At 44.1% G+C, this 24,109-nt stretch carries 41 protein-coding genes (1 of these 41 running past the window's edge); 3 read left to right on the forward strand and 38 right to left on the reverse strand.

All coding sequences use genetic code 11. The features are described from left to right. Positions 1 to 662: the 3' portion of a polysaccharide deacetylase family sporulation protein PdaB gene (gene pdaB, locus M1E03_RS20670; protein ID WP_458110594.1), read on the forward strand. The gene continues 103 nt to the left of window position 1, outside the view; only the last 662 of its 765 coding nucleotides appear in the window; the start codon falls outside the window, past its left edge; it ends in the stop codon at positions 660 to 662. A gap of 8 nt (positions 663 to 670) precedes the next feature. Here pdaB and M1E03_RS20675 read toward each other — a convergent pair whose 3' ends face one another. Further along, complete coding sequence (locus M1E03_RS20675; protein ID WP_458110595.1) at positions 671 to 1,270, reverse strand: KinB-signaling pathway activation protein; 600 nt, start codon at positions 1,268 to 1,270, stop codon at positions 671 to 673. A 113-nt stretch (positions 1,271 to 1,383) separates the two neighbouring features. Between M1E03_RS20675 and gerD the strand changes: the two genes are divergently transcribed. Next, positions 1,384 to 1,965: a spore germination lipoprotein GerD gene (gerD, locus tag M1E03_RS20680; protein WP_023855899.1), complete on the forward strand. Its 582-nt coding sequence runs from the start codon at positions 1,384 to 1,386 to the stop codon at positions 1,963 to 1,965. A gap of 53 nt (positions 1,966 to 2,018) precedes the next feature. Here the strand turns inward: gerD and M1E03_RS20685 are convergent, their stop codons facing one another. The 4 genes from M1E03_RS20685 to M1E03_RS20700 all read right to left on the reverse strand — a co-directional run bounded on the left by M1E03_RS20685 (position 2,019) and on the right by M1E03_RS20700 (position 6,060). Next, entirely contained in the window at positions 2,019 to 3,080 is a 1,062-nt protein-coding gene (locus M1E03_RS20685) for an Mrp/NBP35 family ATP-binding protein (RefSeq protein WP_020449903.1), read from the reverse strand. An 85-nt stretch (positions 3,081 to 3,165) separates the two neighbouring features. Further along, complete coding sequence (gene cwlD / locus M1E03_RS20690) at positions 3,166 to 3,879, reverse strand: N-acetylmuramoyl-L-alanine amidase CwlD (protein ID WP_023855900.1); 714 nt, start codon at positions 3,877 to 3,879, stop codon at positions 3,166 to 3,168. A gap of 84 nt (positions 3,880 to 3,963) precedes the next feature. Next, the gene (locus tag M1E03_RS20695; RefSeq protein WP_023855901.1) at positions 3,964 to 4,407 is read right to left on the reverse strand and encodes a YbaK family protein; all 444 of its coding nucleotides are present in this window, start codon (positions 4,405 to 4,407) and stop codon (positions 3,964 to 3,966) included. 114 nt (positions 4,408 to 4,521) lie between these two features. After that, positions 4,522 to 6,060 (reverse strand): SMI1/KNR4 family protein, encoded by a 1,539-nt coding sequence (locus M1E03_RS20700; RefSeq protein ID WP_458110596.1) that lies wholly within the window; start codon positions 6,058 to 6,060, stop codon positions 4,522 to 4,524. Between the two features lie 114 nt (positions 6,061 to 6,174). Here M1E03_RS20700 and M1E03_RS20705 point away from each other — a divergent pair, with 114 nt between their 5' ends. After that, positions 6,175 to 6,633, forward strand: a complete 459-nt coding sequence (locus M1E03_RS20705; RefSeq protein WP_026578981.1) for a DinB family protein — start codon at positions 6,175 to 6,177, stop codon at positions 6,631 to 6,633. A 48-nt stretch (positions 6,634 to 6,681) separates the two neighbouring features. On the opposite strand, the gene rpsI is transcribed toward M1E03_RS20705, so the two are convergent. The 33 genes from rpsI to rplB all read right to left on the reverse strand — a co-directional run bounded on the left by rpsI (position 6,682) and on the right by rplB (position 24,080). Then, positions 6,682 to 7,074 carry a 30S ribosomal protein S9 gene (rpsI, locus tag M1E03_RS20710; RefSeq protein WP_023855904.1) on the reverse strand — a complete coding sequence of 131 codons (393 nt, stop codon included), beginning with the start codon at positions 7,072 to 7,074 and terminating at the stop codon, positions 6,682 to 6,684. A gap of 20 nt (positions 7,075 to 7,094) precedes the next feature. Next, positions 7,095 to 7,532 carry a 50S ribosomal protein L13 gene (rplM, locus tag M1E03_RS20715; protein WP_003178393.1) on the reverse strand — a complete coding sequence of 146 codons (438 nt, stop codon included), beginning with the start codon at positions 7,530 to 7,532 and terminating at the stop codon, positions 7,095 to 7,097. Positions 7,533 to 7,693: 161 nt separating this feature from the next. Further along, on the reverse strand, positions 7,694 to 8,437 hold the full coding sequence (truA, locus tag M1E03_RS20720; RefSeq protein WP_023855905.1) for a tRNA pseudouridine(38-40) synthase TruA: 744 nt from the start codon (positions 8,435 to 8,437) through the stop codon (positions 7,694 to 7,696). 10 nt (positions 8,438 to 8,447) lie between these two features. After that, positions 8,448 to 9,245: an energy-coupling factor transporter transmembrane component T family protein gene (locus tag M1E03_RS20725; protein WP_023855906.1), complete on the reverse strand. Its 798-nt coding sequence runs from the start codon at positions 9,243 to 9,245 to the stop codon at positions 8,448 to 8,450. Further along, entirely contained in the window at positions 9,242 to 10,111 is an 870-nt protein-coding gene (locus M1E03_RS20730) for an energy-coupling factor ABC transporter ATP-binding protein (protein WP_020449878.1), read from the reverse strand. The genes M1E03_RS20725 and M1E03_RS20730 overlap by 4 nt, the downstream gene beginning before the upstream one ends. After that, positions 10,087 to 10,932, reverse strand: coding sequence for an energy-coupling factor ABC transporter ATP-binding protein (locus M1E03_RS20735; RefSeq protein WP_026578982.1), 846 nt, complete (start codon positions 10,930 to 10,932; stop codon positions 10,087 to 10,089). The genes M1E03_RS20730 and M1E03_RS20735 overlap by 25 nt, the downstream gene beginning before the upstream one ends. Positions 10,933 to 11,073: 141 nt before the next feature. Then, the gene (rplQ, locus tag M1E03_RS20740; RefSeq protein ID WP_020449876.1) at positions 11,074 to 11,436 is read right to left on the reverse strand and encodes a 50S ribosomal protein L17; all 363 of its coding nucleotides are present in this window, start codon (positions 11,434 to 11,436) and stop codon (positions 11,074 to 11,076) included. A 77-nt stretch (positions 11,437 to 11,513) separates the two neighbouring features. Beyond that, on the reverse strand, positions 11,514 to 12,458 hold the full coding sequence (locus M1E03_RS20745; RefSeq protein WP_020449875.1) for a DNA-directed RNA polymerase subunit alpha: 945 nt from the start codon (positions 12,456 to 12,458) through the stop codon (positions 11,514 to 11,516). A gap of 174 nt (positions 12,459 to 12,632) precedes the next feature. Then, positions 12,633 to 13,028, reverse strand: a complete 396-nt coding sequence (rpsK, locus tag M1E03_RS20750; protein WP_020449874.1) for a 30S ribosomal protein S11 — start codon at positions 13,026 to 13,028, stop codon at positions 12,633 to 12,635. A 20-nt stretch (positions 13,029 to 13,048) separates the two neighbouring features. Next, complete coding sequence (gene rpsM / locus M1E03_RS20755) at positions 13,049 to 13,414, reverse strand: 30S ribosomal protein S13 (RefSeq protein WP_003178378.1); 366 nt, start codon at positions 13,412 to 13,414, stop codon at positions 13,049 to 13,051. Between the two features lie 22 nt (positions 13,415 to 13,436). Next, the gene (rpmJ, locus tag M1E03_RS20760) at positions 13,437 to 13,550 is read right to left on the reverse strand and encodes a 50S ribosomal protein L36 (RefSeq protein ID WP_003156543.1); all 114 of its coding nucleotides are present in this window, start codon (positions 13,548 to 13,550) and stop codon (positions 13,437 to 13,439) included. 33 nt (positions 13,551 to 13,583) lie between these two features. Beyond that, entirely contained in the window at positions 13,584 to 13,802 is a 219-nt protein-coding gene (gene infA, locus M1E03_RS20765; protein WP_003178377.1) for a translation initiation factor IF-1, read from the reverse strand. Then, entirely contained in the window at positions 13,780 to 14,109 is a 330-nt protein-coding gene (locus M1E03_RS20770) for a KOW domain-containing RNA-binding protein (protein WP_020449873.1), read from the reverse strand. Before M1E03_RS20770 ends, infA begins: the two co-directional genes overlap by 23 nt. A 10-nt stretch (positions 14,110 to 14,119) precedes the next feature. Beyond that, entirely contained in the window at positions 14,120 to 14,866 is a 747-nt protein-coding gene (map, locus tag M1E03_RS20775) for a type I methionyl aminopeptidase (RefSeq protein WP_023855909.1), read from the reverse strand. After that, a complete protein-coding gene (locus M1E03_RS20780) occupies positions 14,863 to 15,516 on the reverse strand; it encodes an adenylate kinase (RefSeq protein ID WP_020449871.1) in 654 nt (217 codons plus the stop codon). Before M1E03_RS20780 ends, map begins: the two co-directional genes overlap by 4 nt. Positions 15,517 to 15,569: 53 nt before the next feature. Then, positions 15,570 to 16,865: a preprotein translocase subunit SecY gene (gene secY / locus M1E03_RS20785; RefSeq protein ID WP_020449870.1), complete on the reverse strand. Its 1,296-nt coding sequence runs from the start codon at positions 16,863 to 16,865 to the stop codon at positions 15,570 to 15,572. A gap of 1 nt (position 16,866) precedes the next feature. Further along, positions 16,867 to 17,307, reverse strand: coding sequence for a 50S ribosomal protein L15 (rplO, locus tag M1E03_RS20790; protein WP_020449869.1), 441 nt, complete (start codon positions 17,305 to 17,307; stop codon positions 16,867 to 16,869). A gap of 30 nt (positions 17,308 to 17,337) precedes the next feature. Continuing rightward, a complete protein-coding gene (gene rpmD, locus M1E03_RS20795) occupies positions 17,338 to 17,517 on the reverse strand; it encodes a 50S ribosomal protein L30 (protein ID WP_020449868.1) in 180 nt (59 codons plus the stop codon). 13 nt (positions 17,518 to 17,530) lie between these two features. Then, positions 17,531 to 18,031 (reverse strand): 30S ribosomal protein S5, encoded by a 501-nt coding sequence (gene rpsE, locus M1E03_RS20800; RefSeq protein WP_023855910.1) that lies wholly within the window; start codon positions 18,029 to 18,031, stop codon positions 17,531 to 17,533. A 24-nt stretch (positions 18,032 to 18,055) separates the two neighbouring features. Next, positions 18,056 to 18,418 (reverse strand): 50S ribosomal protein L18, encoded by a 363-nt coding sequence (rplR, locus tag M1E03_RS20805; RefSeq protein ID WP_020449866.1) that lies wholly within the window; start codon positions 18,416 to 18,418, stop codon positions 18,056 to 18,058. Between the two features lie 31 nt (positions 18,419 to 18,449). After that, complete coding sequence (gene rplF / locus M1E03_RS20810; protein ID WP_003178356.1) at positions 18,450 to 18,986, reverse strand: 50S ribosomal protein L6; 537 nt, start codon at positions 18,984 to 18,986, stop codon at positions 18,450 to 18,452. Between the two features lie 29 nt (positions 18,987 to 19,015). Continuing rightward, the gene (gene rpsH, locus M1E03_RS20815) at positions 19,016 to 19,414 is read right to left on the reverse strand and encodes a 30S ribosomal protein S8 (protein WP_003178355.1); all 399 of its coding nucleotides are present in this window, start codon (positions 19,412 to 19,414) and stop codon (positions 19,016 to 19,018) included. 31 nt (positions 19,415 to 19,445) lie between these two features. Next, on the reverse strand, positions 19,446 to 19,631 hold the full coding sequence (gene rpsN / locus M1E03_RS20820) for a 30S ribosomal protein S14 (protein ID WP_003178353.1): 186 nt from the start codon (positions 19,629 to 19,631) through the stop codon (positions 19,446 to 19,448). 22 nt (positions 19,632 to 19,653) lie between these two features. Next, positions 19,654 to 20,193 (reverse strand): 50S ribosomal protein L5, encoded by a 540-nt coding sequence (gene rplE, locus M1E03_RS20825; protein ID WP_020449865.1) that lies wholly within the window; start codon positions 20,191 to 20,193, stop codon positions 19,654 to 19,656. 25 nt (positions 20,194 to 20,218) lie between these two features. Then, positions 20,219 to 20,530 carry a 50S ribosomal protein L24 gene (rplX, locus tag M1E03_RS20830; RefSeq protein ID WP_003178350.1) on the reverse strand — a complete coding sequence of 104 codons (312 nt, stop codon included), beginning with the start codon at positions 20,528 to 20,530 and terminating at the stop codon, positions 20,219 to 20,221. A 35-nt stretch (positions 20,531 to 20,565) separates the two neighbouring features. After that, positions 20,566 to 20,934 (reverse strand): 50S ribosomal protein L14, encoded by a 369-nt coding sequence (gene rplN, locus M1E03_RS20835; RefSeq protein ID WP_020449864.1) that lies wholly within the window; start codon positions 20,932 to 20,934, stop codon positions 20,566 to 20,568. Between the two features lie 40 nt (positions 20,935 to 20,974). Continuing rightward, positions 20,975 to 21,238 (reverse strand): 30S ribosomal protein S17, encoded by a 264-nt coding sequence (gene rpsQ, locus M1E03_RS20840; RefSeq protein ID WP_003178345.1) that lies wholly within the window; start codon positions 21,236 to 21,238, stop codon positions 20,975 to 20,977. A gap of 24 nt (positions 21,239 to 21,262) precedes the next feature. Beyond that, complete coding sequence (rpmC, locus tag M1E03_RS20845; protein ID WP_003178343.1) at positions 21,263 to 21,463, reverse strand: 50S ribosomal protein L29; 201 nt, start codon at positions 21,461 to 21,463, stop codon at positions 21,263 to 21,265. Then, a complete protein-coding gene (rplP, locus tag M1E03_RS20850; RefSeq protein ID WP_020449863.1) occupies positions 21,453 to 21,887 on the reverse strand; it encodes a 50S ribosomal protein L16 in 435 nt (144 codons plus the stop codon). The genes rpmC and rplP overlap by 11 nt, the downstream gene beginning before the upstream one ends. A gap of 1 nt (position 21,888) precedes the next feature. After that, positions 21,889 to 22,545: a 30S ribosomal protein S3 gene (gene rpsC / locus M1E03_RS20855; protein ID WP_023855912.1), complete on the reverse strand. Its 657-nt coding sequence runs from the start codon at positions 22,543 to 22,545 to the stop codon at positions 21,889 to 21,891. Positions 22,546 to 22,548: 3 nt separating this feature from the next. Next, positions 22,549 to 22,893 (reverse strand): 50S ribosomal protein L22, encoded by a 345-nt coding sequence (gene rplV, locus M1E03_RS20860; RefSeq protein WP_020449862.1) that lies wholly within the window; start codon positions 22,891 to 22,893, stop codon positions 22,549 to 22,551. Between the two features lie 17 nt (positions 22,894 to 22,910). Beyond that, the gene (gene rpsS, locus M1E03_RS20865; RefSeq protein WP_003178334.1) at positions 22,911 to 23,189 is read right to left on the reverse strand and encodes a 30S ribosomal protein S19; all 279 of its coding nucleotides are present in this window, start codon (positions 23,187 to 23,189) and stop codon (positions 22,911 to 22,913) included. 57 nt (positions 23,190 to 23,246) lie between these two features. Continuing rightward, positions 23,247 to 24,080: a 50S ribosomal protein L2 gene (gene rplB, locus M1E03_RS20870; RefSeq protein WP_020449861.1), complete on the reverse strand. Its 834-nt coding sequence runs from the start codon at positions 24,078 to 24,080 to the stop codon at positions 23,247 to 23,249. Positions 24,081 to 24,109: the final 29 nt, after the last annotated feature.

Here is a 24,109-nt window from a genome sequence, read left to right on the forward strand (position 1 = left end):
TCCCTCTTCCTGTGTTTTCTACAGAAAGCGGAGCAAAAGCGGTATATAGAGGAGACTCAGATACAAACGAAGTCGCTCTTACCTTTAATATTAGCTGGGGAGATCAAAAGGCCATGCCTATTTTAGATACATTAAAAGCAAACGGTATTAAAGACGCGACCTTTTTTCTTTCAGCTTCATGGGCGGAGCGACATCCGGATGTCGTGGAAAGAATCCGTAAAGACGGTCATCAGATCGGGAGCATGGGCTATGCTTATAAAAACTATTCGCAAATGAAGAAAAGCGAAATCAAAAAAGACTTAACAAAAGCACAAAACTCTTTTCAAAAACTCGGTCTTGAGGATCTCACGCTTTTAAGGCCGCCGACCGGCCAGTTTAATAAAGACGTACTTAATGTCGCTAAACAGTACGGCTATACCGTCGTTCACTACAGTATCAATTCGGATGACTGGACGAACCCGGGGGTTCAAAAGATCGTACAAAACGTAAATGAAACGGTGAGCGCTGGTGATATCGTGCTCTTTCACGCTTCAGATTCGGCCAAACAAACAAAAGAAGCCCTGCCTGAGATCGTGCACCATCTCAGAAGCAAGGGACTCAAAAATGTAACCGTTAGCGATTTAATTGCAAATACGGATGCAAAATCATCAGAAGTAAAATAGCAACCGGTCTAAGCGCGGGCCTGAAACTTTGGCAGCATTAAAAGTTGAAAAGCGTTGCAGGCTAATAAAGGAAGCAGCATTAAATAGAGCCAGTCCTCTTCATTGACCCTTAACGCCGGGAACCACTCCATCACAGTAAAAACAAACATTAGAAATAATGCGGAAACGAACGTTTTTTTAGAGGACTGTTTTTGCTTTGCATAAGCGGCCGCAATGCTTACCGCCAAAATAAAGAGCGGCAGCCAAATATACGGAATGATGGAGCCTCCCTCTTTTTCAAAAAACAGAAAACGCAAGTAAACCAAATCAAACGCGACAAATACAATCAAAAACAGCTGAATCGAATTCCACAAAGAATGAGATCTGAAGATTTCCAGTGCAAAACGGTGAATCGTTAAGAAAATCACAAACCCCATTTGAGCAATCACGCTAAAGATCATGCCAACCCCGATAAACCAAAATAGAACAGAAAGAATCTCCAATATCTCGAAGGAAAGAAACAGCTCCTTATATCTTCCCCACTCAATGGCAAAACCGACAATACTTGTAGTCAAAGCTCCGACACCCAACACGGAAAAGAAAAATCGGACGAGATTACGGCTTTTCATTGTAGACTTCCCAACCCCTAAGTAAACGCTGTAGCAGCGATATTTTGTTATGTATAAATTTATAAAAGACATTCATATTAAAGGTAAGACAAGTTTTCGAAAGGAGCTTAAGCATGTTCAAGACCACAATGCTATCGATAAGCTGTTTTCTGTTTCTATCTGTAACAGCTTGTGCTCCCACGGACCAAGCAGCTGAGATGGACTATGATCAAACCAAAAAGATGGTTGTCGATATATTAAAGACAGATGACGGAAAAAAAGCGATTCAAGAAATATTAAATGATGACAAATTAAATGAAACACTTGTGATGGATGAAAAAACCGTCAAAGAAACCGTTGAAAAAACAATGACCTCCAAAAAAGGAGCCGAATTTTGGAAAAAAGTCTTCGAAGATCCAAAATTCGCAGAAGGCTTTGCCAAAACACTTCAAAATGAACATGAAAAAGTGCTGAAAAAACTGATGAAAGATCCTGAGTACCAAAAAATGCTGATCCAGGTCATGCAGGATCCTGAAATGGCCAAAAAATACGGCGAACTTGTCAGAAGCCAGGAATTCCGAACCCACCTGCAGGAAGTAATATCCGACACTCTGTCAAGCCCGCTCTACAGAAAGCAGTTTGAAGAGGAACTGAAAAAAGCTGCTTCTGAAAGCATGAAAGAAGAAATGAAAGGCGGCGAAGAAAAACAAAGCTAAGCCGCTTTTCATTCACTAAAAGCTTCTTCCGCGGAGGAAGCTTTTTCTGCTCTTTAAGCTTTTACGCCAATGCTTTCGTCGATTTTTTTGGCGATATCCAAATAAATGGCACCGGTCGGATGACTTTCATCATAAACGGACGGCGCGAATTCGCTGTCATCCCAATCGGGCTGCTTCAGCGGAATTTTGCCCAGAATCGGAACACCGAGTTCTTCTGCGAGCTTCTCGCCTCCGCCTTTGCCGAATACGTATTCCTTTTCGCCTGTTTTGACGCTTTCGTAATAAGCCATATTTTCAACGATTCCCAAGATTTCATGATCGGTCTTCAAAGCCATCGCGCCCGCTCTTGCAGCGACAAACGCGGCAGTAGGGTGCGGCGTCGACACGATCACCTCTTTGCAGCTTGGAAGCATTGAGTGAACATCAAGCGCTACATCGCCTGTTCCCGGCGGCAGGTCTAAGATAATATAATCGACATCTCCCCATTCAACCTCATGGAAGAAGTTATTCAGCATTTTTCCAAGCATAGGGCCTCTCCAAATGACAGGGGCATTGTCTTCAACAAAAAATCCCATCGAAATTACTTTGACTCCGAATCTTTCAACCGGCACGACCTTTTCTCCTTCAATCGTCGGCCGTACAGTGATTCCCATCATATCCGGAACGCTGAATCCGTAAATATCGGCGTCGATTAATCCGACTTTCTTTCCGATTCGAGCCAAAGACACAGCCAAATTGACGGACACCGTCGACTTGCCGACGCCGCCTTTACCGCTTGCCACCGCTAAAAACACAGGCTGTTTTTCACTATTCAGCAGAGATTGATCTTGCCCTTGGGCAGACTCTTGATTATTCATCACGACTTCTTCAGGCAGCTCCTCAAAACGCAGGCCGACCGTCTCTGCACCGGCTTCTTTTAACCGTATGACGATTTCCTGCTGAAGCTGCATTTGTTCGGCAGATCCCGTTTTTGCGAGCGCCACCTTTACGCTGACGTGCCGTTTTTCGGGTTTTATTTTAATTTCCTTGACGGCATCCAGCTCTCTGAGCGGCTTGTGAAGAAATGGCTCGTCCAAATCGCCGACTATTTTTTTTACATCGTCTTCTCGCAACATTGATCTCACCCTTTGTTGTATTCGTTTACAAAATAAGTATAGCATATCTTTCCTTATAGTGTCTTTGACACAAAAAGAAACCCTCTTATTCAGGAGGGTCTCTGTCTTCTGTAAAGTAGCGCAATACACCTTTATATACGGATGCCGCGATTTTGTCCTGATATTTGGGCTTGGCCAGCTGTTTTGCTTCTTTCGGATTTGACAAAAACCCGATCTCGACGAGGGCCCCCGGTTTTTTCACATTTTGCATCAAATAAATGCCGTGTATCCGCTTTGCCTTCCGCGTCGTGTTTTCAAGATTATGTCTTAATTCATCCTGAATAAACTTGGCGGCCCGTTCGTTTTCTTCATATTGCCCGTAAAAGAAGCTTTGCGCACCGCTCCATCGCGCGGAAGGAATCGCATTCAAATGGATGCTGAGGTAAAGGTCGGCTTCAGAATCGTTGATCATGTCGACCCTTTTCCGCAAGTCTTCCGCTTTTCTTCTGCTGAGTCCCTTCGTTTCTTCAGGAGCGAGATCATGATCGTCCTCCCGCGTCAGCAACACCAAGGCGCCCTGCTCCTGGAGATAGTCCCTGATTCTAAGGGATACTTCAAGCGCCACATCTTTTTCAAGGAGTTCACCGCTTGATGCCCCTCCATCTGCGCCCCCGTGTCCAGGATCAATATAAATGATCTTGCCGCTCAACGGAAGATTCCATGACCGCCAAGAATCATCATTGTGAAATTGATATTGAAATAAACATAATAAAACGACAAAGCCGAGTAAAAACCCGAGCCATTTTATTTTTTTCTTCATCCCTTTCCCTCCCGCTCGTCCTTACTACAACATATGGGACAAGGAAAGGAAATATGATTCAGCTTGGCCGCACTTTTACATAAATTATCTGAGCCGAAGCTTAAAGCGTCTTTCACGCTGGCTGAAGCCTTCCTTCCACCAGCTTTGGATGAAGTATTCGCACGCATAATACAGCGGTTCATGAGCCGTTTGAATATTAAAAGCCTCAGACCAGCTCACCGCATATTCATAAAGCTCGTGCAGAAGCTGTTTTTCTTCTTTTTCTGAGCGGACCATCGCTCGTTGAACGGGTTCTCCGTGATAGCCGAACTTTCCGTACTCGGCTCCCAGCAAATAGGCCTCAATGGCAAAATCGATGCAGCCGTCATACAAAATATCCGTGTGCTTAGAAAAAAAGTGAAAAAGAGGAGCAAAGCATTCCTCCGCAGAATTCAGCATTTTTTCCAAAGACAGTTCGCGCAGAAGCTTTTTTTCCAAATTGATCTGCTTCTTTTGTTTTTCATTGTTAAAAGATACGACCGTCCCCATAGAACCGCCTCCTTTTTACCTTGTATTGTGCAGTCAGGAGCCGGAAATCATGCTTTTCTAAGGAAGGGAAACGGAGGAAGAAGCCGAAAATATTAGGAGCCGCGAGATGAAAAGCTATTCACTCACATAGCTGCTCCATATCTCCTCTTCTTCTTCAGACATATCGCCAATTACTTTAGAGAAATCCACTTTTTTCTTGCATATGTCCTTCAATACATAAAATTGGTCAAAAGAACCGGTAAACTCCTCTAACGAAGGAGATTGGGCCACCACTTTAAGGTTTACGATTTCAGAACCATCCAATTCCAGCCTTTTCAGATGTTCCAGGCCGGCAAGAACGGTTCCGTCTTTAACGGACGAATTTATAAGTTTTAGTGTTTGAAGCGTATGAATCGTGCCTAAGAAATCAACGTTTTCTAACGTAATATTTTCAACCGTTAAAGACCTTAATGTTTTCAAACCTGCTATCGCTTTTATCTCTTCTTCGGATACATGTTCATCTCCGCGTATATGTAATCGTTTCAACGTGCTGATTTGAGAAATATCGTTTATTTGCTTTTCGTTACAAACATCTACCTTTAAAAACTCAAGGTTTTTACAGTGAATGAGCGGCGCGTATTCTGCAGCTTGAATATCTGTCATATCCAATTCTCTCAAAGATGATAAATCCGCAAGCGGAGACAAATCGGTCACGCATGTTTTCTCCACATTTAAATACTGCAGATGTTTCAATTGAGCGATTGGCTTTAAATCTGCTACCGGGTTATTTCCAAGATAAAGCTTTTTCAAAAAGATCATGCTTTGCAAAGGCGTTAAATCATGAATACGATTTGCACTTATATTTAATTCCCTCATATCCGTACAGATTGATAGCGGTTTAATGTGTATCAGCTCCCTGCCAGCTAAACGCAGCTTTATCTTGTTACAAAATGCCTTTGGACTTTCAGCCATCGTTTCCACAATCGCAGTCCAGCGATCGTCCAGCTGACGAAGCCATCGGTCCGCATGTTCAAGATCGGCTTCCTGCGGCCTTGCATGCAACACCGGAAGTTCCATAGAACGGATGGCATCCAGGAAATGAAGCTCTTCCTCTTTGCCGTAGCTCCAGCTGACAGCATCATCATATTCATCAATTGTATAATGACCATTTTTGAGCGTATTTGTTATATGGATCAGTAGATCTGTCACATGATGAGCAATCACATACTTTATTTCTTCGTCACGCCCGAAATTGATCACTTGTCCGGCTTGCCCCTCCTGATCAGGATCAAGGTCTACACCAATATGATTTCCTCCGTAATCCCTGCTAATCGGAATCCATCGACGATTCACATATTTTTCTTTAATCCAACACGGCGGAACCGAATATGCATCGATCTCTCCCAATTCTTCATCTCCTTCAAGCTCCTTCCATATTCGCCACTCCGTGATCATTTCTTGTAAGGAAAGAAAAGGAAGTCCGAAAAATAATCCGGGACCCGATTCTTTTTCACCATTATGGGTAAGATAAAGCGCCCTGAGCTCTTCAGGAAACGTGACTTCCATTTCATTTTCAGCTTTTTGAATGTCTTCTTCTGCTGCAGGAGGATTCAAAAACGGACGGAAATGTTGTTTTAATTCAGTATGCAACTGTTTCATCATTGTTTGAATCATCTTTTCTCTCCTTCATGCTTTGTAAGACTAATTACATCATGAATGTGTATCCTTGGCAATCCGGGAAGGGAAACAGAGCGAAAAGCCGAACATATTAGGAGAGGTGAGCATGAGATGAAAGGTTTGTTTCAGTATAATTGGCAAGTTCGTGATGAATGGTTTGACTGGTGCCTGAAGCAGCAGCCGGAGGAAATCGAAAAGAAGCGTTCAGGCGGTATGGAAAGCATTTTGAAAAACTTGTTTCATATTGTCGATGTTGAGGTGAGCTGGATGTATGCCATTTTAGACAAGCCGGACTTCACTCCCGAGTTTTCCGACTACCCGTCGATTCAGCACATTATCAAGTTTTCTGAAGCGTATCGTCCCGAGGTTGAGAGTGTGGTTTTTCATTTTTCCAGCACAGCCGAACAAAAGCCTGTCAAAACGTCTTGGTCAGAAGATACCTATACACAAGACGACATTTTAAGGCATTTGATCGCCCATGAAATACATCACATCGGACAAATATCCGTCTGGGCGCGGGAGATGAACCGTGTTCCGGTATCCGCTTCATATGTAGGACGGCAGCAATAAAAAAGACCCCCAAGACAAAAGTCTTGAGAGCCTTTGAAACGCCATAAATTAACGTTTTGAGAACTGAGGTGCACGGCGTGCGCCTTTAAGTCCGTATTTTTTACGTTCTTTCATACGTGCGTCACGAGTCAGTAGACCGGCACGTTTTAGAGTTGAACGGTATTCCGGATCTGCTTCAAGCAAAGCGCGGGCGATACCGTGACGGATTGCTCCGGATTGACCGGATAAGCCGCCTCCATGAACGTTTACTAAAACGTCATAAGTACCAGCTGTTTCAGTCAAATTTAATGGTTGTTTGATATCTTCGATTAGAGCTGCAGATGGGATGTGCTCGCTGATTTCACGATTATTCACGATGATACGGCCTTCTCCTGGAACTAAACGCACACGCGCTACAGAGCTTTTACGACGGCCAGTACCGTAATATTGAACCTGTGCCAAATTGGTAACCTCCTTTTTAATTAACCGCGAAGTTCGTAAACTTCAGGTTTTTGTGCTTGGTGTGGATGCTCAGAACCACGGTATACGTTCAATTTTTTGAACATTTGACGACCTAGAGAACCTTTTGGAAGCATGCCTTTGATCGCAAGTTCAAGCATTTTCTCAGGGTAGTTTGTACGCATTTCAAGAGCAGTTCTTGATTTTAAACCGCCTGGATGTTGAGTGTGACGGTAGTAGATTTTGTCCGTTAACTTTTTACCAGTTAACTCGATTTTTTCAGCGTTGATGATGATCACATGATCTCCAGTGTCAACGTGTGGTGTGTAAGTTGGTTTATGTTTTCCGCGAAGGATAGATGCAACTTCTGTAGAAAGACGTCCTAGCGTCTTACCAGCAGCATCAACAACTAACCACTTGCGTTCAATATTACTTGCGTTAGCCATAGGTGTTGTACGCATTAAATTTCCCTCCTAAATAAATCTGCCATTTTCAATAAACTTCAATTACGTTCTATTTCAAAACACAATAAGTTTCCGGGGCTTATCGTGGGGTTGAAATACATACCATATGATATCTTATAACTTTCTGTACTCTCTGTCAAGAAAATGTTACACCTGGTTTAGTTGTCATAGATAACACGCCATAAATACAAGCCGTGCGCCGGTGCAGTGCGCCCTGCGGCATCACGGCTTCTGGCAAGAATCATCTTTTCAATGTCTCCAGGGGAAAATTTTCCGGTTCCTACATCAAGAAGCGTGCCGGCAATGATTCTAACCATGTTATACAAAAATCCGCTGCCCACAATCCTCATCTGCAGTCCGTCCCCTGTGTCAGACCATTCGAGTTCATAGACCGTTCTAACTTTGTCCTTCACTTCGGTTTTGGTTGCACAAAAGCTTGTGAAATCATGGGTTCCAACCAGAAAGCGGGAGGCTTCTTGGACTTTTTCCATATCAAGGTCATACGGAACATGGTATGCATAGTGGCGTTTAAAAACGTCCGGATGTCTGCCCCTGTAAATCATATACCGGTATTCTTTTCTTTTTGCAGAAAACCTCGCATGAAATTGATCATCGACAGCTTCCGCATTGTGGACCGATATATCATCAGGCAGCAGGGCATTCAAAGCATACGGCCATTTCGCCTCAGGGATGGATAGCGGACTGTCAAAATGAATCGTCTGTCCGACCGCGTGGACGCCGCTGTCGGTGCGCCCGGATGAAACAATAGGAATACGCTCCTTCGCTTTATGGAGCGTTTGCAGCGCTTTTTCAAGCTCATCCTGCACCGTTCTTTGACCAGGCTGCACTTGGTAGCCGTAAAAAAGGTGTCCGTCATATGAAATCGTACACTTCATTCTCATCGTCTATCACCTAAGTCCGCAATAAAATTAGCAATACGCCAAGACCAGCTAAAATGAGGAGCACGGAAGTATCCTTCCATTTCCACGTCAGCTGCCTGTATTTTGTACGGCCTTCCCCTCCCCTGTATCCTCGCGCCTCCATCGCAGTTGCAAGCTCTTCGGCTCTTTTAAAGGCACTGACAAACAGCGGAACAAGAAGAGGAACGATCGCTTTGACACGTTCTTTGACCGGGCCGTTCGTAAAATCAACGCCTCTTGCCATTTGCGCTTTCATGATCTTATCCGTCTCTTCGAGCAGAGTCGGTATAAATCTGAGGGAGATGGACATCATGAGAGCGAGTTCATGAACGGGAAGCTTTAATTTTTTAAACGGACCGAGCAAATGCTCCAAACCATCGGTCACTTCGATTGGAGTCGTCGTCAATGTTAAAATCGTTGTGATCATGATGAGGTAAACAAAGCGCAGCGAAATAAAAATCCCTTGAACAAGCCCCTGCTCATAAATTTTAAACAAGCCGAGATCGGCGAGAAGCGGCCCTTCCCTTGTCATAAAAATATGAAGCAGAAACGTAAACAGCACAATCCAGAACACGGGCTTCATCCCTTTTAAAAGGAATCGCACCGGAACGCCCGACAAAGCTGCGGCTGCGACCGTAAACAGGCCGAGCAGTGCATATGTTTCCGTATTATTCGCGAAAAAAACGATAAAGACAAAAAGGAAAATGGTTAACAGCTTTGTACGCGGATCAAGCCGGTGAATGATCGATGTCCCGGGTACATATTTGCCGATAATGATATTGTCCATCATAGGGCATTTTCCTCCTGAAAAAGAGCTTTAATTTCGGAGGCTGCTTCTTCAATCGTCAAGATCGGCGCTTTGAACGTAATGCCCAGCGTTTCTTCAAGACGTTTTTGGAATTTAATCGTTTCCGGCAAATCAAGCCCAAAGGCAGCGATATCGTCTTTCCTTGAAAAAAGCTCCCGCGGCGTCCCTTTTGCTTTGACCGTGCCTTTATGCATCACAATCAGTTCATCTGCATACGCCGCCGCATCTTCCATACTGTGGGTGACGAGAATCGTCGTCAGATTCCTCTGCTTATGGAGGCTGTAGAACATGTCCATGATCTCTTTGCGGCCTCTTGGGTCGAGCCCTGCCGTCGGTTCATCGAGGACGAGAACCTCCGGCTCCATCGCCAGCACTCCCGCAATGGCCACGCGGCGCATTTGCCCGCCGCTTAGTTCAAACGGGGACCTGTCGGACAGCTCCTCATCCAAACCTACAAGCTTCAGCATTTCCCTCGCCTTTTCTTCCGCCTTCTCCCGGCTCATGCCGAAATTGATCGGGCCGAATGAAATGTCCTTTAAAATTGTTTCTTCAAACAGCTGATGTTCAGGAAACTGAAAGACAATCCCGACCTTTTTCCGCAAAGCTTTTAAGTGTTTATTCTTTTTGCCTGCTTCGAGAACGTCCCCGCCGAGGCGTATCTGTCCTTTTGTCGGTTTTAAAAGCCCGTTCAGGTGCTGAAGCAACGTCGATTTTCCCGATCCTGTATGGCCGATCACTGCGACATAGCTTCCTTCTTTAATCACGGCGTTGACATCATAGATCGCAAGGCGTTCAAAAGGCGTTTTCATCTGGTATCGGTGCTCTACATCTTTGATTTCAATGTCCATAGCTCATTCACCAATCCTTCTTGTGTCAGATGATCGCCTTTCAAAGCCAGACCGCTTTCCTTCAGCATTTGGCTGAGCTGAAAAGAAAAAGGCAAATCAAGCCCGATTTTTATCAGGTCTTGATTCAGACGAAAGACTTCCTGCGGCGTGCCTTCGGCAAATTTTCTTCCGCCGTTCATGACGATGATCCGGTCGGCCTTAGCAGCTTCGTTTAAGTCATGTGTAATCGAAATGACCGTAACCATTCCCTGGTCTTTCAGCCTTCTGACCGTATCCAGCACTTCTTCCCGTCCCATCGGGTCGAGCATGGAAGTCGCCTCGTCGAGAATCATGATGTCAGGACGGGCGGCAAGCACTCCCGCAATCGCAACACGCTGCTTTTGCCCTCCAGAGAGATGGTGCGGCTCTTGATCGAGAAATTCTTGCATGTTCACCTGTTGAACGGCCCAATCCACCCTTTCCACCATGTCTTCTCTTGGAACTCCGTTGTTTTCTAAACCAAAAGCCACATCATCGCGGACGGTTGTCCCGACAAATTGGTTATCCGGATTTTGAAACACCATGCCGATTTTTTTTCGGACATCCCAGACCGTCTCTTCCGTCAGCTGAATACCGCCGACATCAATCGATCCTTCGTCAGGCAGGATCAGTCCGTTTAAAGCACGGGCGAGCGTCGACTTCCCTGAGCCGTTGTGACCTACGATCGCAAGCCATTCTCCTTTCGACACATGGAAAGATACATGATCAAGCGCAGGCCTGTCCGCATCTTTCTGGTAGCGAAACGTGATATCCTCTGCAGCTATTAATCGATCTTGATTCATTTGCCCGTCCGGCCTCCTCTCCTCTAAAGCTCTGCTTTTCTGACTATTCTTTTATCATAGAAAATTCCCCGGTATCTAAAAAAAGGGCATAGATCCAGTTAAAAACTGTCCCGCCCTTCTTTAGACACACAAAATATGTGATTAAACCAATTCGATGATAGCCATTGGTGCTCCGTCACCACGGCGAGGACCAAGCTTCATAATACGTGTGTATCCGCCTTGGCGCTCTTCATAACGAGGTGCTACATCAGAGAAAAGTTTTTGGAGTGCATCTTGGTCTTTCTCTGCATCTGCAACCTCATTGCGGATGTATGCAGCTGCTTGGCGGCGTGCGTGTAAATCTCCGCGCTTGCCAAGTGTAATCATTTTTTCTACAACAGAGCGAAGTTCTTTCGCGCGAGCTTCTGTTGTTTCGATTCTCTCGTTGATGATCAAGTCTGTTGTAAGATCACGCAGCATTGCTTTACGCTGTGCACTAGTGCGTCCTAGTTTTCTGTATGACATGTGGTGTCCCCTCCTTTATTGAAATACTCGATCTGAAATAAAAAACACACGAAAATCCTAGTTCACATGGAAACTAGTCAATCGTCTTTGCGAAGGCCAAGTCCAAGTTCTTCAAGTTTCGCTTTTACTTCTTCAAGCGACTTGCGACCCAGGTTGCGAACTTTCATCATATCTTCTTCAGTTTTGTTCGCAAGTTCTTGAACTGTATTGATTCCCGCACGCTTCAAGCAGTTGTAAGAACGGACTGAAAGATCGAGCTCTTCAATAGTCATTTCAAGAACTTTTTCTTTTTGGTCCTCTTCTTTTTCAACCATGATTTCAGCATGCTGAGCTTCGTCGGTCAAACCGACAAAAATATTAAGGTGTTCAGTCAAAATCTTTGAACCAAGCGCAATTGCTTCTTTTGGTCCAGTGCTTCCATCTGTCCATACGTCAAGCGTAAGTTTGTCATAGTTTGTAATCTGACCCACACGAGTATTCTCAACTTGATATGTTACACGAGAAACAGGTGTAAAGATGGAATCAATCGGGATGACCCCAATTGGCTGATCGTCTCTCTTATTCGAGTCAGCTGGTGTATACCCGCGACCTCTTTGAGCGGTTAAGCGAACTCGAAAACTCGCATTTTGGCCAAGAGTCGCAATGTGAAGATCAGGATTCAAAATCTCAACATCACTGTCGTGGGTAATATCAGCAGCTGTTACAACTCCTTCACCCTGTACATCAATCTCAAGCGTCTTCTCTTCTTCAGAGTAGATTTTCAGTGCAAGTTTTTTAATGTTTAAGATAATCGTTGTAACATCTTCAACGACGCCTTCGATCGTCGAGAATTCATGCAGTACACCATCTATTTGGATCGATGTTACAGCGGCACCAGGGAGTGAGGATAAAAGGATACGACGTAAGGAGTTACCCAAAGTTGTACCATATCCACGCTCAAGTGGCTCTACGACAAATTTACCATACTTGGCATCGTCGCTGATTTCAACCGTTTCGATTTTTGGTTTTTCAATCTCGATCATTTCATAAAACCCTCCTTCAAAACGTCGAAACCCCGGAAAGAATTTCTCTGATTCTATCCGAAATTCCCCATTGTTTAGTCCCGTATGTGCTCAGGCAACGAGTGTGCATTCGTTTTATAAATTAACTGTATCATAACCCATTATTGACAGGGACACAAAATCTATACAAACAAATTACACGCGGCGACGTTTTGGCGGACGGCATCCGTTATGAGGAACAGGCGTTACGTCTCTGATTGCTGTAACTTCCAGTCCAGCAGCTTGAAGTGCACGAATTGCAGCTTCACGGCCAGAACCAGGTCCTTTTACAGTAACTTCAAGAGTTTTAAGTCCATGTTCGATAGAACCTTTAGCAGCTGTTTCAGCGGCCATTTGCGCAGCAAACGGAGTGGATTTTTTAGAACCTTTAAATCCAAGAGATCCGGCGCTTGACCAAGAAAGAGCATTACCATGAACATCTGTGATAGTAACAATCGTGTTGTTGAAAGTTGAACGGATATGAGCAATTCCAGATTCAATATTCTTTTTCACGCGGCGTTTACGCGTGTTTGTTTTACGAGCAGCAGCCATTGTTTAATTACCTCCCTTGCTTATTTTTTCTTGTTAGCTACAGTACGACGCGGACCTTTACGAGTACGCGCGTTATTTTTAGTATTTTGACCGCGAACAGGCAATCCGCGACGATGACGAATTCCGCGGTAGCTTCCGATTTCGATCAGACGTTTGATGTTAAGAGACACTTCACGGCGAAGGTCACCTTCAACTTTCAATTTGTCAATCACGTCACGGATTTTACCAAGTTCTTCTTCAGTCAAATCACGAACGCGAGTATCTTCAGAAACTCCAGCTTCTTTTAAGATTTGCTGAGCCGTTGTACGACCGATTCCAAAGATGTATGTTAATGAAATAACAACACGTTTATCACGTGGGATATCTACACCAGCAATACGAGCCATCTCTCTCGCACCTCCTTAAAAATTATCCTTGTTTTTGTTTATGCTTTGGATTTTCACAGATCACCATTACTTTTCCTTTTCTGCGAATGACCTTACATTTTTCACAGATCGGTTTAACTGATGGTCTCACTTTCATGTGTTTCCAACCTCCTTCAATTTCCGGAGTGCTTTATTTGTAACGGTACGTAATTCTACCACGAGTTAAGTCATATGGAGATAATTCTACCGTAACTTTGTCTCCAGGTAAAATGCGAATGAAGTGCATGCGGATTTTACCAGATACGTGAGCCAAAACCGTATGACCATTCTCAAGTTCAACTTTGAACATTGCGTTTGGCAGCGTTTCGACTACAGTACCTTCCACTTCAATTACATCGTCTTTCGCCATTCAAGTGTTCTCCCTTCTTCAAATCAGTAACTTGCTCTCTGACAAATTTCAAAAGAGAAAATCTCAATTTTCCGTTTGTCACACGCCCTGTTTCGTTTATACTGTTCTGAACTTCCGGAGATACGCAATCATAAAAGGTTAAATGATTGATATTCTTTTTCTTAGGAGAATGAAATTTACGCTTTTCTCCGTCTGCTACCAGCACATGATGATGATCGACTATATCAATAACAACTGCGTATTGGTTCATTTCGCGGCCTTTTGCTATGCGTACGAACTGTCCAATTTCAGGTGTTTTCCGATACATCTCATTTCACCTAGGCTTTTGTCAGTATCTCAAAACCGGCTTCCGTTATGGCAATCGTGTGTTCAAAGTGAGCACACTTCTTCCCGTCCACAGTTACAACCGTCCAGTTGTCAGCCAATGTTTTGACATAGCGTGTGCCTGCATTGACCATCGGCTCAATGGCCAGGACCATGCCAGGCTTTAAACGCGGGCCTTTGTTCGGCGGACCGTAGTGAGGAATTTGCGGATCCTCATGAAGATCCTGCCCTACCCCGTGTCCTACATATTCCCTGACGACTGAAAATTGTTCGCTTTCGACATACGTTTGAATTGCGTGGGAAATATTCGACAAACGTTCTCCCGGTTTTGCTTCCTTCAAGCCTCTATATAAAGACTCCTCTGTCACATCCAGCAGCTTTTGATCATCATCGCTAATCGTACCCACTGGATAAGTCCATGCAGAGTCACCATGATAACCGTTCAGCTTCGCACCGATATCGATGCTGATGATGTCTCCGTCGCGAAGGACCCGTTTTCCCGGAATACCGTGCACGAGTTCTTCGTTGACCGAAACGCAAATGCTCCCGCGAAAACCATTATACCCTTTAAAAGACGGGATTGCACCTTGCTTTGTAATAAAACGTTCGGCAATTTGATCCAGTTCTTTTGTCGAGATGCCGGGTTTAATGTGCTTTTTCAGCTCCTGATGAGTTAAAGCGACAATTCTTCCGGCTTCCCGCATGATTTCGATTTCTCGGGGAGTTTTACAAATAATCATTTGTCCAGGCCTCCGAGAAGCTCCTTTATATCAGCGTAAACTTCATTGATGTGCTTCTGCCCGTCAATGTTTACGAGATATCCTTTATCCGCATAGAAATCGAGTAAAGGCTGGGTTTGCTTCATGTTGACCTCTAACCGTGTAGATACAGTAGCTTCATTATCGTCTTCACGCTGATAAAGCTCTCCTCCACACTTGTCGCATACATTTTCTTTCGCAGGCGGATTAAAGACTAAATGATAAGTTGCACCGCAGTTTCTGCAGATTCTGCGTCCTGTCAGACGTTCCATCAATGCATCTTTATCGACTTGAATGTTGATGACATGGTCAATCGACTTGCCAAGTCCTTTAAGAATTTCCTCAAGTGCTTCAGCTTGAGCGACTGTTCTCGGAAATCCGTCCAGAAGAAAACCTCCGTCACAATCATTCTTGCCAAGTCTCTCCCTGACAATACCAATTGTCACTTCATCCGGAACAAGCTCACCTTTATCAATGTATGATTTGGCTTCGAGTCCCAGATCCGTTTCTTCTTTCATCGCAGCGCGGAACATGTCTCCTGTTGAGATATGAGGTATCCCAAAATCTTCAACAATCCGTTCAGCCTGTGTCCCTTTACCGGCCCCAGGCAGTCCCATTAAGACTAAGTTCATTTCGGATTCCCCGTCCTCTCTATTTTAGAGGGAATGGGCGCGCCCCATTTCCTCTAGTGCTTCATAAATCCACGATAGTTTCGTTTTACCAGCTGGCTTTCAAGCTGCTTCATTGTTTCAAGTGCAACCCCGATGACAATCAGCAAACTTGTTCCACCAATTTGTGCAGATGAAGGCAGCCCAGCAATATTAACGAACAAGACAGGAAGAATGGCAATCACGGCCAAGAATATGGAGCCTACAAATGTAAGTCGATACAAAATGCTCGTAATTCTATCTTGAGTCATTTTTCCTGGACGAACTCCCGGAATATAGCCACCTTGTTTTTTAAGATTATCGGCCATTTGCTCAGGGTTTACCTGCACAAATGCATAGAAATAGGTAAAGGCGATGATCAACGCCGCATAAACTCCCATTCCGACCGGATGCGTGTAATCAAACGTTTTTTGAATCCAATTCGTGACGTCATTGGTACCAAAAAATGTTGCCACGGTCCGCGGAGTGGTGATAAATGCTACTGCAAAGATAACCGGAATAACTCCCGCCGGGTTAACCTTCAGCGGCAAGTGTGTAGACTGGCCGCCAGGAACCGGTGAACGGCCTGAACCTTTCGCATATTGAATTGAAATTTTTCTAACTGCCTGTTGGATGAAAATAACGCCAACGACAATCGCCAAAATCGCAACCAATATAACGACAACCTTTATGATTTGCAAGAATAACTGATCTCCAGCATCTACAAACTGCTGAGCGTAGATCTGATTAATCGTCTGCGGAATGCCGGCAACGATACCGGCGAAGATGATAATGGATATTCCGTTACCAACTCCATGAGACGTAATTTGTTCTCCCAGCCACATTAAAAAAGCAGTTCCAGCAGTTAGTACAACCGCAATAAGCAAATAAGTACCGACTCCAGGGTTTGTAATCAACGCGCCGCCGGCCATGTTGTTAAACCCGTAAGACATACCTAAAGCCTGGATAAATCCAAGAACGATTGTGAAGTACCTTGTGAACTGTGCTAGTTTTCGGCGACCAACTTCTCCTTGCTTAGACCATTCGGTAAACTTCGGCACAACATCCATCTGCAGGAGCTGAATGATGATTGAAGCTGTGATGTAAGGCATGATTCCCATTGCAAGAATGGAGAAGTTGAACAATGCACCGCCGCCAAATGTGTTTAGAATCCCAAATACGCTCATTTGATCCTGTGCCTTTAAAACTTCTGTGTTTACATGCGGCACAGGAATGAACGAACCGAGACGAAAGACGATAAGCATTAAAAGAGTGAAGATAATCTTATTCCGAATATCCTTCACACGCATAAAATTGGAGATTGTCTTAAACAAGTTAGATCACCTCAGCTGTACCGCCAGCAGCCTCAATTGCTTGTTTAGCAGAAGCGGAGAATTTATTGGCTTTAACAGTTAATTTCTTTTCTAATTGACCGTCGCCAAGAATTTTCACTCCAGATTTCAACTTGCTGATTACACCTGTTTCTAAAAGAAGTTCAGGAGTAACTTCCGTCCCTTCTGCAAAGCTGTTGAGTTTGTCTAGGTTGACTACAGCGAAATCCTTGCGGTTGATGTTTGTGAAACCGCGTTTAGGAAGACGTTGGAACAAAGGCATTTGTCCACCCTCGAATCCAGGACGTACACCGCCGCCAGAACGAGCGTTTTGACCTTTATGACCTTTACCTGCTGTTTTACCGTTACCAGAACCAATACCACGACCTACGCGGTTGCGCGTTTTACGTGAACCTTCTGCGGGCTTTAATTCATGAAGTTTCATTTGGACACCTCCTTAGCCTATCGTTTATTTTTAAAGTTCTTTAACAGAAACTAAATGAGATACTTTGTTAACCATACCGCGGATTGCAGCGTTGTCTTCATGAACGACAGTTTGGTTTGTTTTCTTTAAACCGAGCGTTCTTACAGTAATACGCTGATCTTCCGGGCGTCCGATTACACTGCGTTTGAGGGTAATTTCTAATTTAGCCATTAATGTTCCCTCCTTATCCTAACAGTTCTTCTACAGATTTTCCACGAAGCTTCGCAACGTCCTCAGCGCGTTTCAGCTCGCTTAAACCTTGGACTGTTGCACGGATCATGTTGATCGGTGTGTTAGAACCTAAAGACTTAGAAAGGATATCAGCTACACCTGCAAGCTCAAGTACCGCACGTACTGGGCCTCCAGCGATAACTCCCGTACCTTCAGAAGCAGGTTTTAACAAGATGTTTCCTGCACCGAAACGTCCGATGATTTCGTGTGGAATTGTAGTTCCAACCATTGGTACTTCGATCAAATTCTTTTTCGCATCTTCAACAGCTTTGCGGATCGCTTCTGGTACTTCTTGTGCTTTACCAGTACCGAATCCTACGTGTCCGTTTTTGTCACCGACAACGACTAGAGCTGCGAAGCGGAAACGACGACCACCTTTAACAACTTTCGCTACGCGGTTAACGGTAACTAAGCGTTCTTCTAACTCTAATTTGCTTGGGTCAATACGACGCATATTCATATGTCCCTCCTTCTTTTATTAAAATTCTAATCCAGCTTCGCGTGCAGCATCAGCCAATGCTTTTACACGTCCATGATAAAGGTAACCGCCACGGTCGAACACGACATTTGTGATACCTTTTTCAGAAGCGCGTTTTGCAACAAGCTCGCCAACTTTTGCAGCCGCAGACGTATCGCTGCCATTTTCAGCGTTAAAGTCTTTATCAAGAGTTGATGCACTCACAAGTGTAACACCGTTCACGTCATCGATCACTTGTGCGTAAATATGTTTGTTTGAACGGAAAACATTTAGACGAGGTCTCTCAGGGGTTCCTGAAAGCTTCGCGCGAACACGACCGTGTCTTTTAAGACGTGCAGCATTCTTGCTTGTTTTCGTAATCATCTGGGTCACTCCTTTCTCACATTAAGCGGTTTTACTTAGCAGATTTACCTTCTTTACGACGAACCATTTCTCCTTCATAGCGGATCCCTTTGCCTTTGTAAGGTTCTGGAGAACGTACAGCGCGAATGTTTGCAGCAGTAGCTCCAACACGCTCTTTATCTGTACCTTTTACAACCACTTTTGTTTGAGATGGAACTTCGATTTCAATTCCGTTTTCAGGAACGATTTCTACAGGGTGAGAGTATCCAACGTTCAAAACAAGTTTGTTTCCGGATTTAGAAGCACGGTAACCGACACCGACTAATTCCAAACCTCTTTCAAAACCTTTAGATACACCTTCAACCATGTTTCCGATGATGCTGCGAGTTGTGCCATGCAGCGCACGGTGTTCTTTATTATCTGAAGGACGCTCTACAGTAAGTACATTGTCCTCAATTTTAATCTTCATATCAGGATGAAACGTACGAGTTAATTCTCCTTTTGGTCCTTTCACGGTTACAGTGTTGTCGTTCAGAGTAACTGTAACGCCTGAAGGAATCTCAAGTAGCTTCTTACCTACACGAGACATACCAAACACCTCCATTCATGTTAAACTTCTTACCAAACGTATGCTAATACTTCTCCGCCAGCCTGTTTAGCGCGGGCTTCTTTATCTGTTAACACACCTTGTGATGTAGAAAGAATTGCGATTCCAAGTCCGTTCAGTACGCGAGGCACTTCGTTTGACTTAGCGTAAACGCGCAGACCTGGTTTGCTGATTCTCTTAAGGCCAGTGATGACACGCTCGTTGTTTTGTCCGTATTTCAAGAAAACACGGATGATACCTTGCTTGTTATCTTCAATGAATTCTACGTCACGGATGAAACCTTCTCTTTTCAAGATTTCAGCGATTTCTCTTTTCAACTTCGAAGCAGGAATTTCGAGCTTCTCATGACGTACCATGTTTGCATTACGAATTCGAGTCAGCATATCTGCAATCGGATCTGTCATAACCATTATTTAATAACCTCCTTCCCATAAACGGGGATTACCAGCTGGCTTTTTTAACGCCAGGAATTTGTCCTTTATATGCAAGTTCACGGAAACAAATACGGCAAAGTTTAAATTTACGAATAACAGAGTGCGGACGGCCGCAGCGTTCGCAGCGAGTGTACTCTTGTACTTTAAACTTCGGTGTGCGTTTTTGTTTCGCAATCATTGACTTTTTAGCCACGATTTCGCCTCCCTTTCATTGATTATTTCTGGAATGGCATACCTAATTGAGTTAACAGTTCACGAGCTTCTTCATCAGTGTTGGCAGTCGTTACGATAACGATGTCCATACCGCGAACTTTAGTTACCTTATCATAGTCAATTTCAGGGAAGATCAGCTGTTCTTTGATTCCTAGTGTGTAGTTTCCGCGACCGTCAAAAGATTTTTTTGAAATTCCGCGGAAGTCACGAACACGTGGTAAAGAAACAGAAATTAGTTTATCAAGGAAATCGTACATGCGCTCTCCGCGAAGAGTTACTTTCGCACCGATTGGCATTCCTTCACGAAGACGGAATCCAGCAATAGATTTCTTCGCACGAGTAACGACAGGTTTCTGACCAGCGATAAACGTTAGTTCTTCAACAGCGCTATCGATAGCTTTAGCGTTTTGAACAGCGTCACCAACACCCATGTTGATTACGATTTTTTCAATTTTAGGCACTTGCATCACAGATTTGTATTCGAACTTTTTCATTAATGCAGGTGTAATGTCTTTATTGTACTTTTCTTTAAGGCGGTTCATGAGATAGACCTCCCTTCCTTTATTACTAGTTATCTAGAACTTGCCCAGATTTTTTTGCAATACGAACTTTTTTGCCATTTTCCACTTTGTATCCTACGCGAGTCACTTCACCTGTTTTAGGATCGAGCGGCATTACGTTTGACACATGAATTGGCGCCTCTTGATTTAAAATTCCGCCTTGAGGGTTAGCTTGAGTCGGCTTTGAGTGCTTCTTCACCATGTTGACACCCTCAACGATTACGCGGTCTTTTTTAGGGAAAGCTGCAAGGATCACACCTTGTTTCCCTTTGTCTTTACCAGAGATAACCATTACTTTATCGCCTTTTTTAACATGCATCCTGATCGCACCTCCTTAGTCCGGCATTGATATCATTAAAGTACTTCTGGAGCTAGAGAAACAATTTTCATGAAGTTGTTATCACGAAGTTCACGTGCTACAGGTCCGAAGATACGAGTTCCGCGCGGGCTTTTGTCGTCACGGATGATAACACATGCATTTTCATCGAATTTGATGTAAGATCCGTCATTTCTGCGCGCGCCGCTCTTAGAACGTACGATTACAGCTCTTACGACCTCACCTTTTTTGACAACGCCTCCTGGTGTTGCTTGTTTAACCGTGCAAACAATGACATCACCAATGTTAGCTGTTTTGCGTCCAGAACCACCAAGCACCTTGATTGTTAATACTTCACGGGCACCAGAGTTATCAGCTACTTTTAAACGAGTCTCTTGTTGAATCATTATTTGTTACCTCCCTTCGGAAAAAGGTTTCCGAACTTTATTAGATAATAACAGCTTCTTCGACAACTTCAACTAGACGAAAACGTTTAGTCGCAGATAATGGACGAGTTTCCATGATCTTTACGATGTCTCCGATTTTAGCTTGGTTATTTTCATCATGTGCTTTGAATTTTTTAGAGTACTTTACGCGTTTACCGTAGAGTGAATGTTTTTTGTAAGTTTCTACAACAACAGTAATGGTTTTATCCATTTTGTCAGAAACAACACGTCCTTGGTAGACTTTGCGCTGATTGCGTTCGCTCATGTTTTAGAGAACCTCCCTCCGGAATTATTTGTTGGCAGCAATTTCTCTTTCCCGAATCACAGTTTTCATGCGCGCGATTGACTTGCGCACTTCACGAATGCGAGCAGTGTTTTCAAGTTGTCCTGTCGCTAATTGAAAGCGAAGATTGAAAAGTTCTTCTTTAAGAGACTTTACTTTTTGTTCAATTTCAGCAGTGGTAAGGTCACGAATTTCATTAGCTTTCATTTGATTCACCACCAATTTCTTCACGTTTTACGAACTTCGTTTTAATTGGCAATTTGTGAGATGCAAGACGAAGAGCTTCACGAGCGACTTCCTCAGACACACCAGAAATTTCAAATAAAACTTTGCCCGGTTTTACAACAGCTACCCATCCTTCAGGAGCACCTTTACCGGAACCCATCCGAACCTCTAGAGGCTTAGCTGTATAAGGCTTAGAAGGGAAAATTTTGATCCAAACTTTACCGCCACGTTTCATGTAACGAGTCATTGCGATACGCGCAGCTTCGATTTGACGGTTTGTAATCCAAGAAGCTTCTTGAGCCTGGATGCCGTATTCACCGAAATGCACTTCAGAGCCGCCTTTTGCACGGCCGCGCATTTTTCCGCGATGCTCTCTGCGATATTTAACGCGTTTTGGCATTAACATATTATTTTCCTCCTTCCTCAGTTTTCTTCTTAGTAGGAAGAACCTCTCCACGATAGATCCAGACTTTTACACCAAGCTTGCCGTAAGTTGTGTCAGCTTCAGATGTAGCATAGTCGATGTCTGCACGAAGTGTGTGCAATGGAACAGTTCCTTCACTGTAGTATTCAGAACGAGCGATGTCTGCACCGCCAAGACGACCGGAAACCATTGTTTTAACTCCTTGTGCACCAGCGCGCATTGTGCGTTGGATTTGTTGCTTTTGCGCACGACGGAAAGAGATACGGTTTTCCAATTGACGAGCGATGTTATCAGCAACTAGCTGAGCATCAAGATCAGCTCTTTTGATTTCAAGAATGTTAATGTGTACACGCTTGCCAGTAAGGCTGTTAAGGGCTTTGCGAAGCGCTTCGACTTCAGAACCGCCTTTACCGATAACCATACCAGGCTTAGCTGTGTGGATCGTAATATTTACACGGTTTGCCGCACGCTCGATTTCCACTTTAGAAACAGAAGCGTCAGACAGGCGTTGATTAATAAATTCACGGATTTTTAGATCTTCGTGAAGGAAGTCAGCGTAATCTTTGCCAGCGTACCACTTAGATTCCCAATCACGTATAACACCAATACGAAGACCGACTGGATTTACCTTTTGACCCACGAGTTATCCCTCCTTCTTTTCTGATACAACAATAGTAATGTGGCTCGTACGTTTGTTGATTTGGCTTGCACGTCCCATAGCGCGCGGACGGAATCTTTTCAACGTAGGGCCTTCGTTCACGTAAGCTTGAGTAACAACCAGGTTGTTTGCATCCATTTCGTAGTTGTGCTCAGCGTTAGCGATAGCAGATTTTAAAACTTTTTCAATAATCGGGGAAGCAGCTTTTGGCGTAAGGTTTAAGATCGATACTGCTTCACCTACTTGCTTGCCTCGAATCAGGTCCATTACTAGACGTGCCTTACGAGGAGCAATACGGACTGTTCTTGCGACAGCTTTAGCTTGTTGCATTTAAAAGCCTCCTCTCATTAGCGTCTTGTTTTTTTGTCATCACTAGCATGACCTTTGTAAGTGCGTGTCGGTGCGAATTCACCCAACTTGTGACCTACCATATCTTCAGAGATGTAAACAGGCACATGTTTGCGTCCATCATAGACTGCGATTGTGTGACCGATAAATTGCGGGAAAATAGTAGAACGGCGAGACCAAGTTTTCACAACTTGTTTCTTATCCGCTTCATTTAATTTCTCGATTTTTGTCATTAGATGATCATCGACAAATGGTCCTTTTTTTAAGCTGCGAGCCATTTTGGAACCTCCCTTCGTGATTGCACTACGGTCCGATATGAACCGTAGACAACCCCGTTATTTATTTTTACGACGACGTACGATAAATTTATCTGATTTGTTCTTTTTCTTACGAGTTTTGAATCCAAGAGTTGGTTTACCCCATGGAGACATAGGTGATTTACGTCCGATCGGAGCGCGTCCTTCACCACCACCGTGCGGGTGATCGTTAGGGTTCATAACAGAACCGCGAACTGTAGGACGGATGCCTTTCCAGCGTGAACGTCCTGCTTTACCGATGTTGATCAGTTCGTGCTGTTCGTTACCTACTTGACCGATAGAAGCACGGCAAGCAGAAAGAATCATGCGAACTTCACCGGAGTTCAGACGTACAAGAACGTATTTTCCTTCTTTACCAAGAACTTGAGCAGATGTACCAGCTGAACGTACAAGCTGTCCGCCTTTTCCAGGTTTCAATTCAATGTTGTGCACGACTGTACCAACAGGGATGTTGATCAGTGGAAGTGCGTTACCTACTTTAATGTCAGCTTCTGGTCCTGACATGATTTCAGTTCCTACTTGAAGGCCCTTAGGAGCCAGGATGTAGCGTTTTTCTCCGTCTACATAGTTAATTAGAGCAATGTTAGCTGAACGGTTTGGATCGTACTCAACTGTAGCAACGCGTCCAGGTATACCATCTTTATCGCGTTTGAAGTCGATAATACGGTATTGGCGTTTATGTCCGCCGCCTTGATGACGTACAGTTAATTTACCTTGGTTGTTGCGTCCGCCTTTTTTGTGAAGCGGGGCAAGCAAGGATTTTTCCGGCTGATCTGTCGTGATTTCCGCGAAATCAGACGTAGTCATGCCGCGACGTCCGTTAGAGGTCGGTTTGTACTTTTTAATCGCCATTTTGAATTTCCCTCCTTCTTTTTACAAGT

It is taken from the genome of Bacillus sp. PK6-013, from assembly GCF_054161445.1.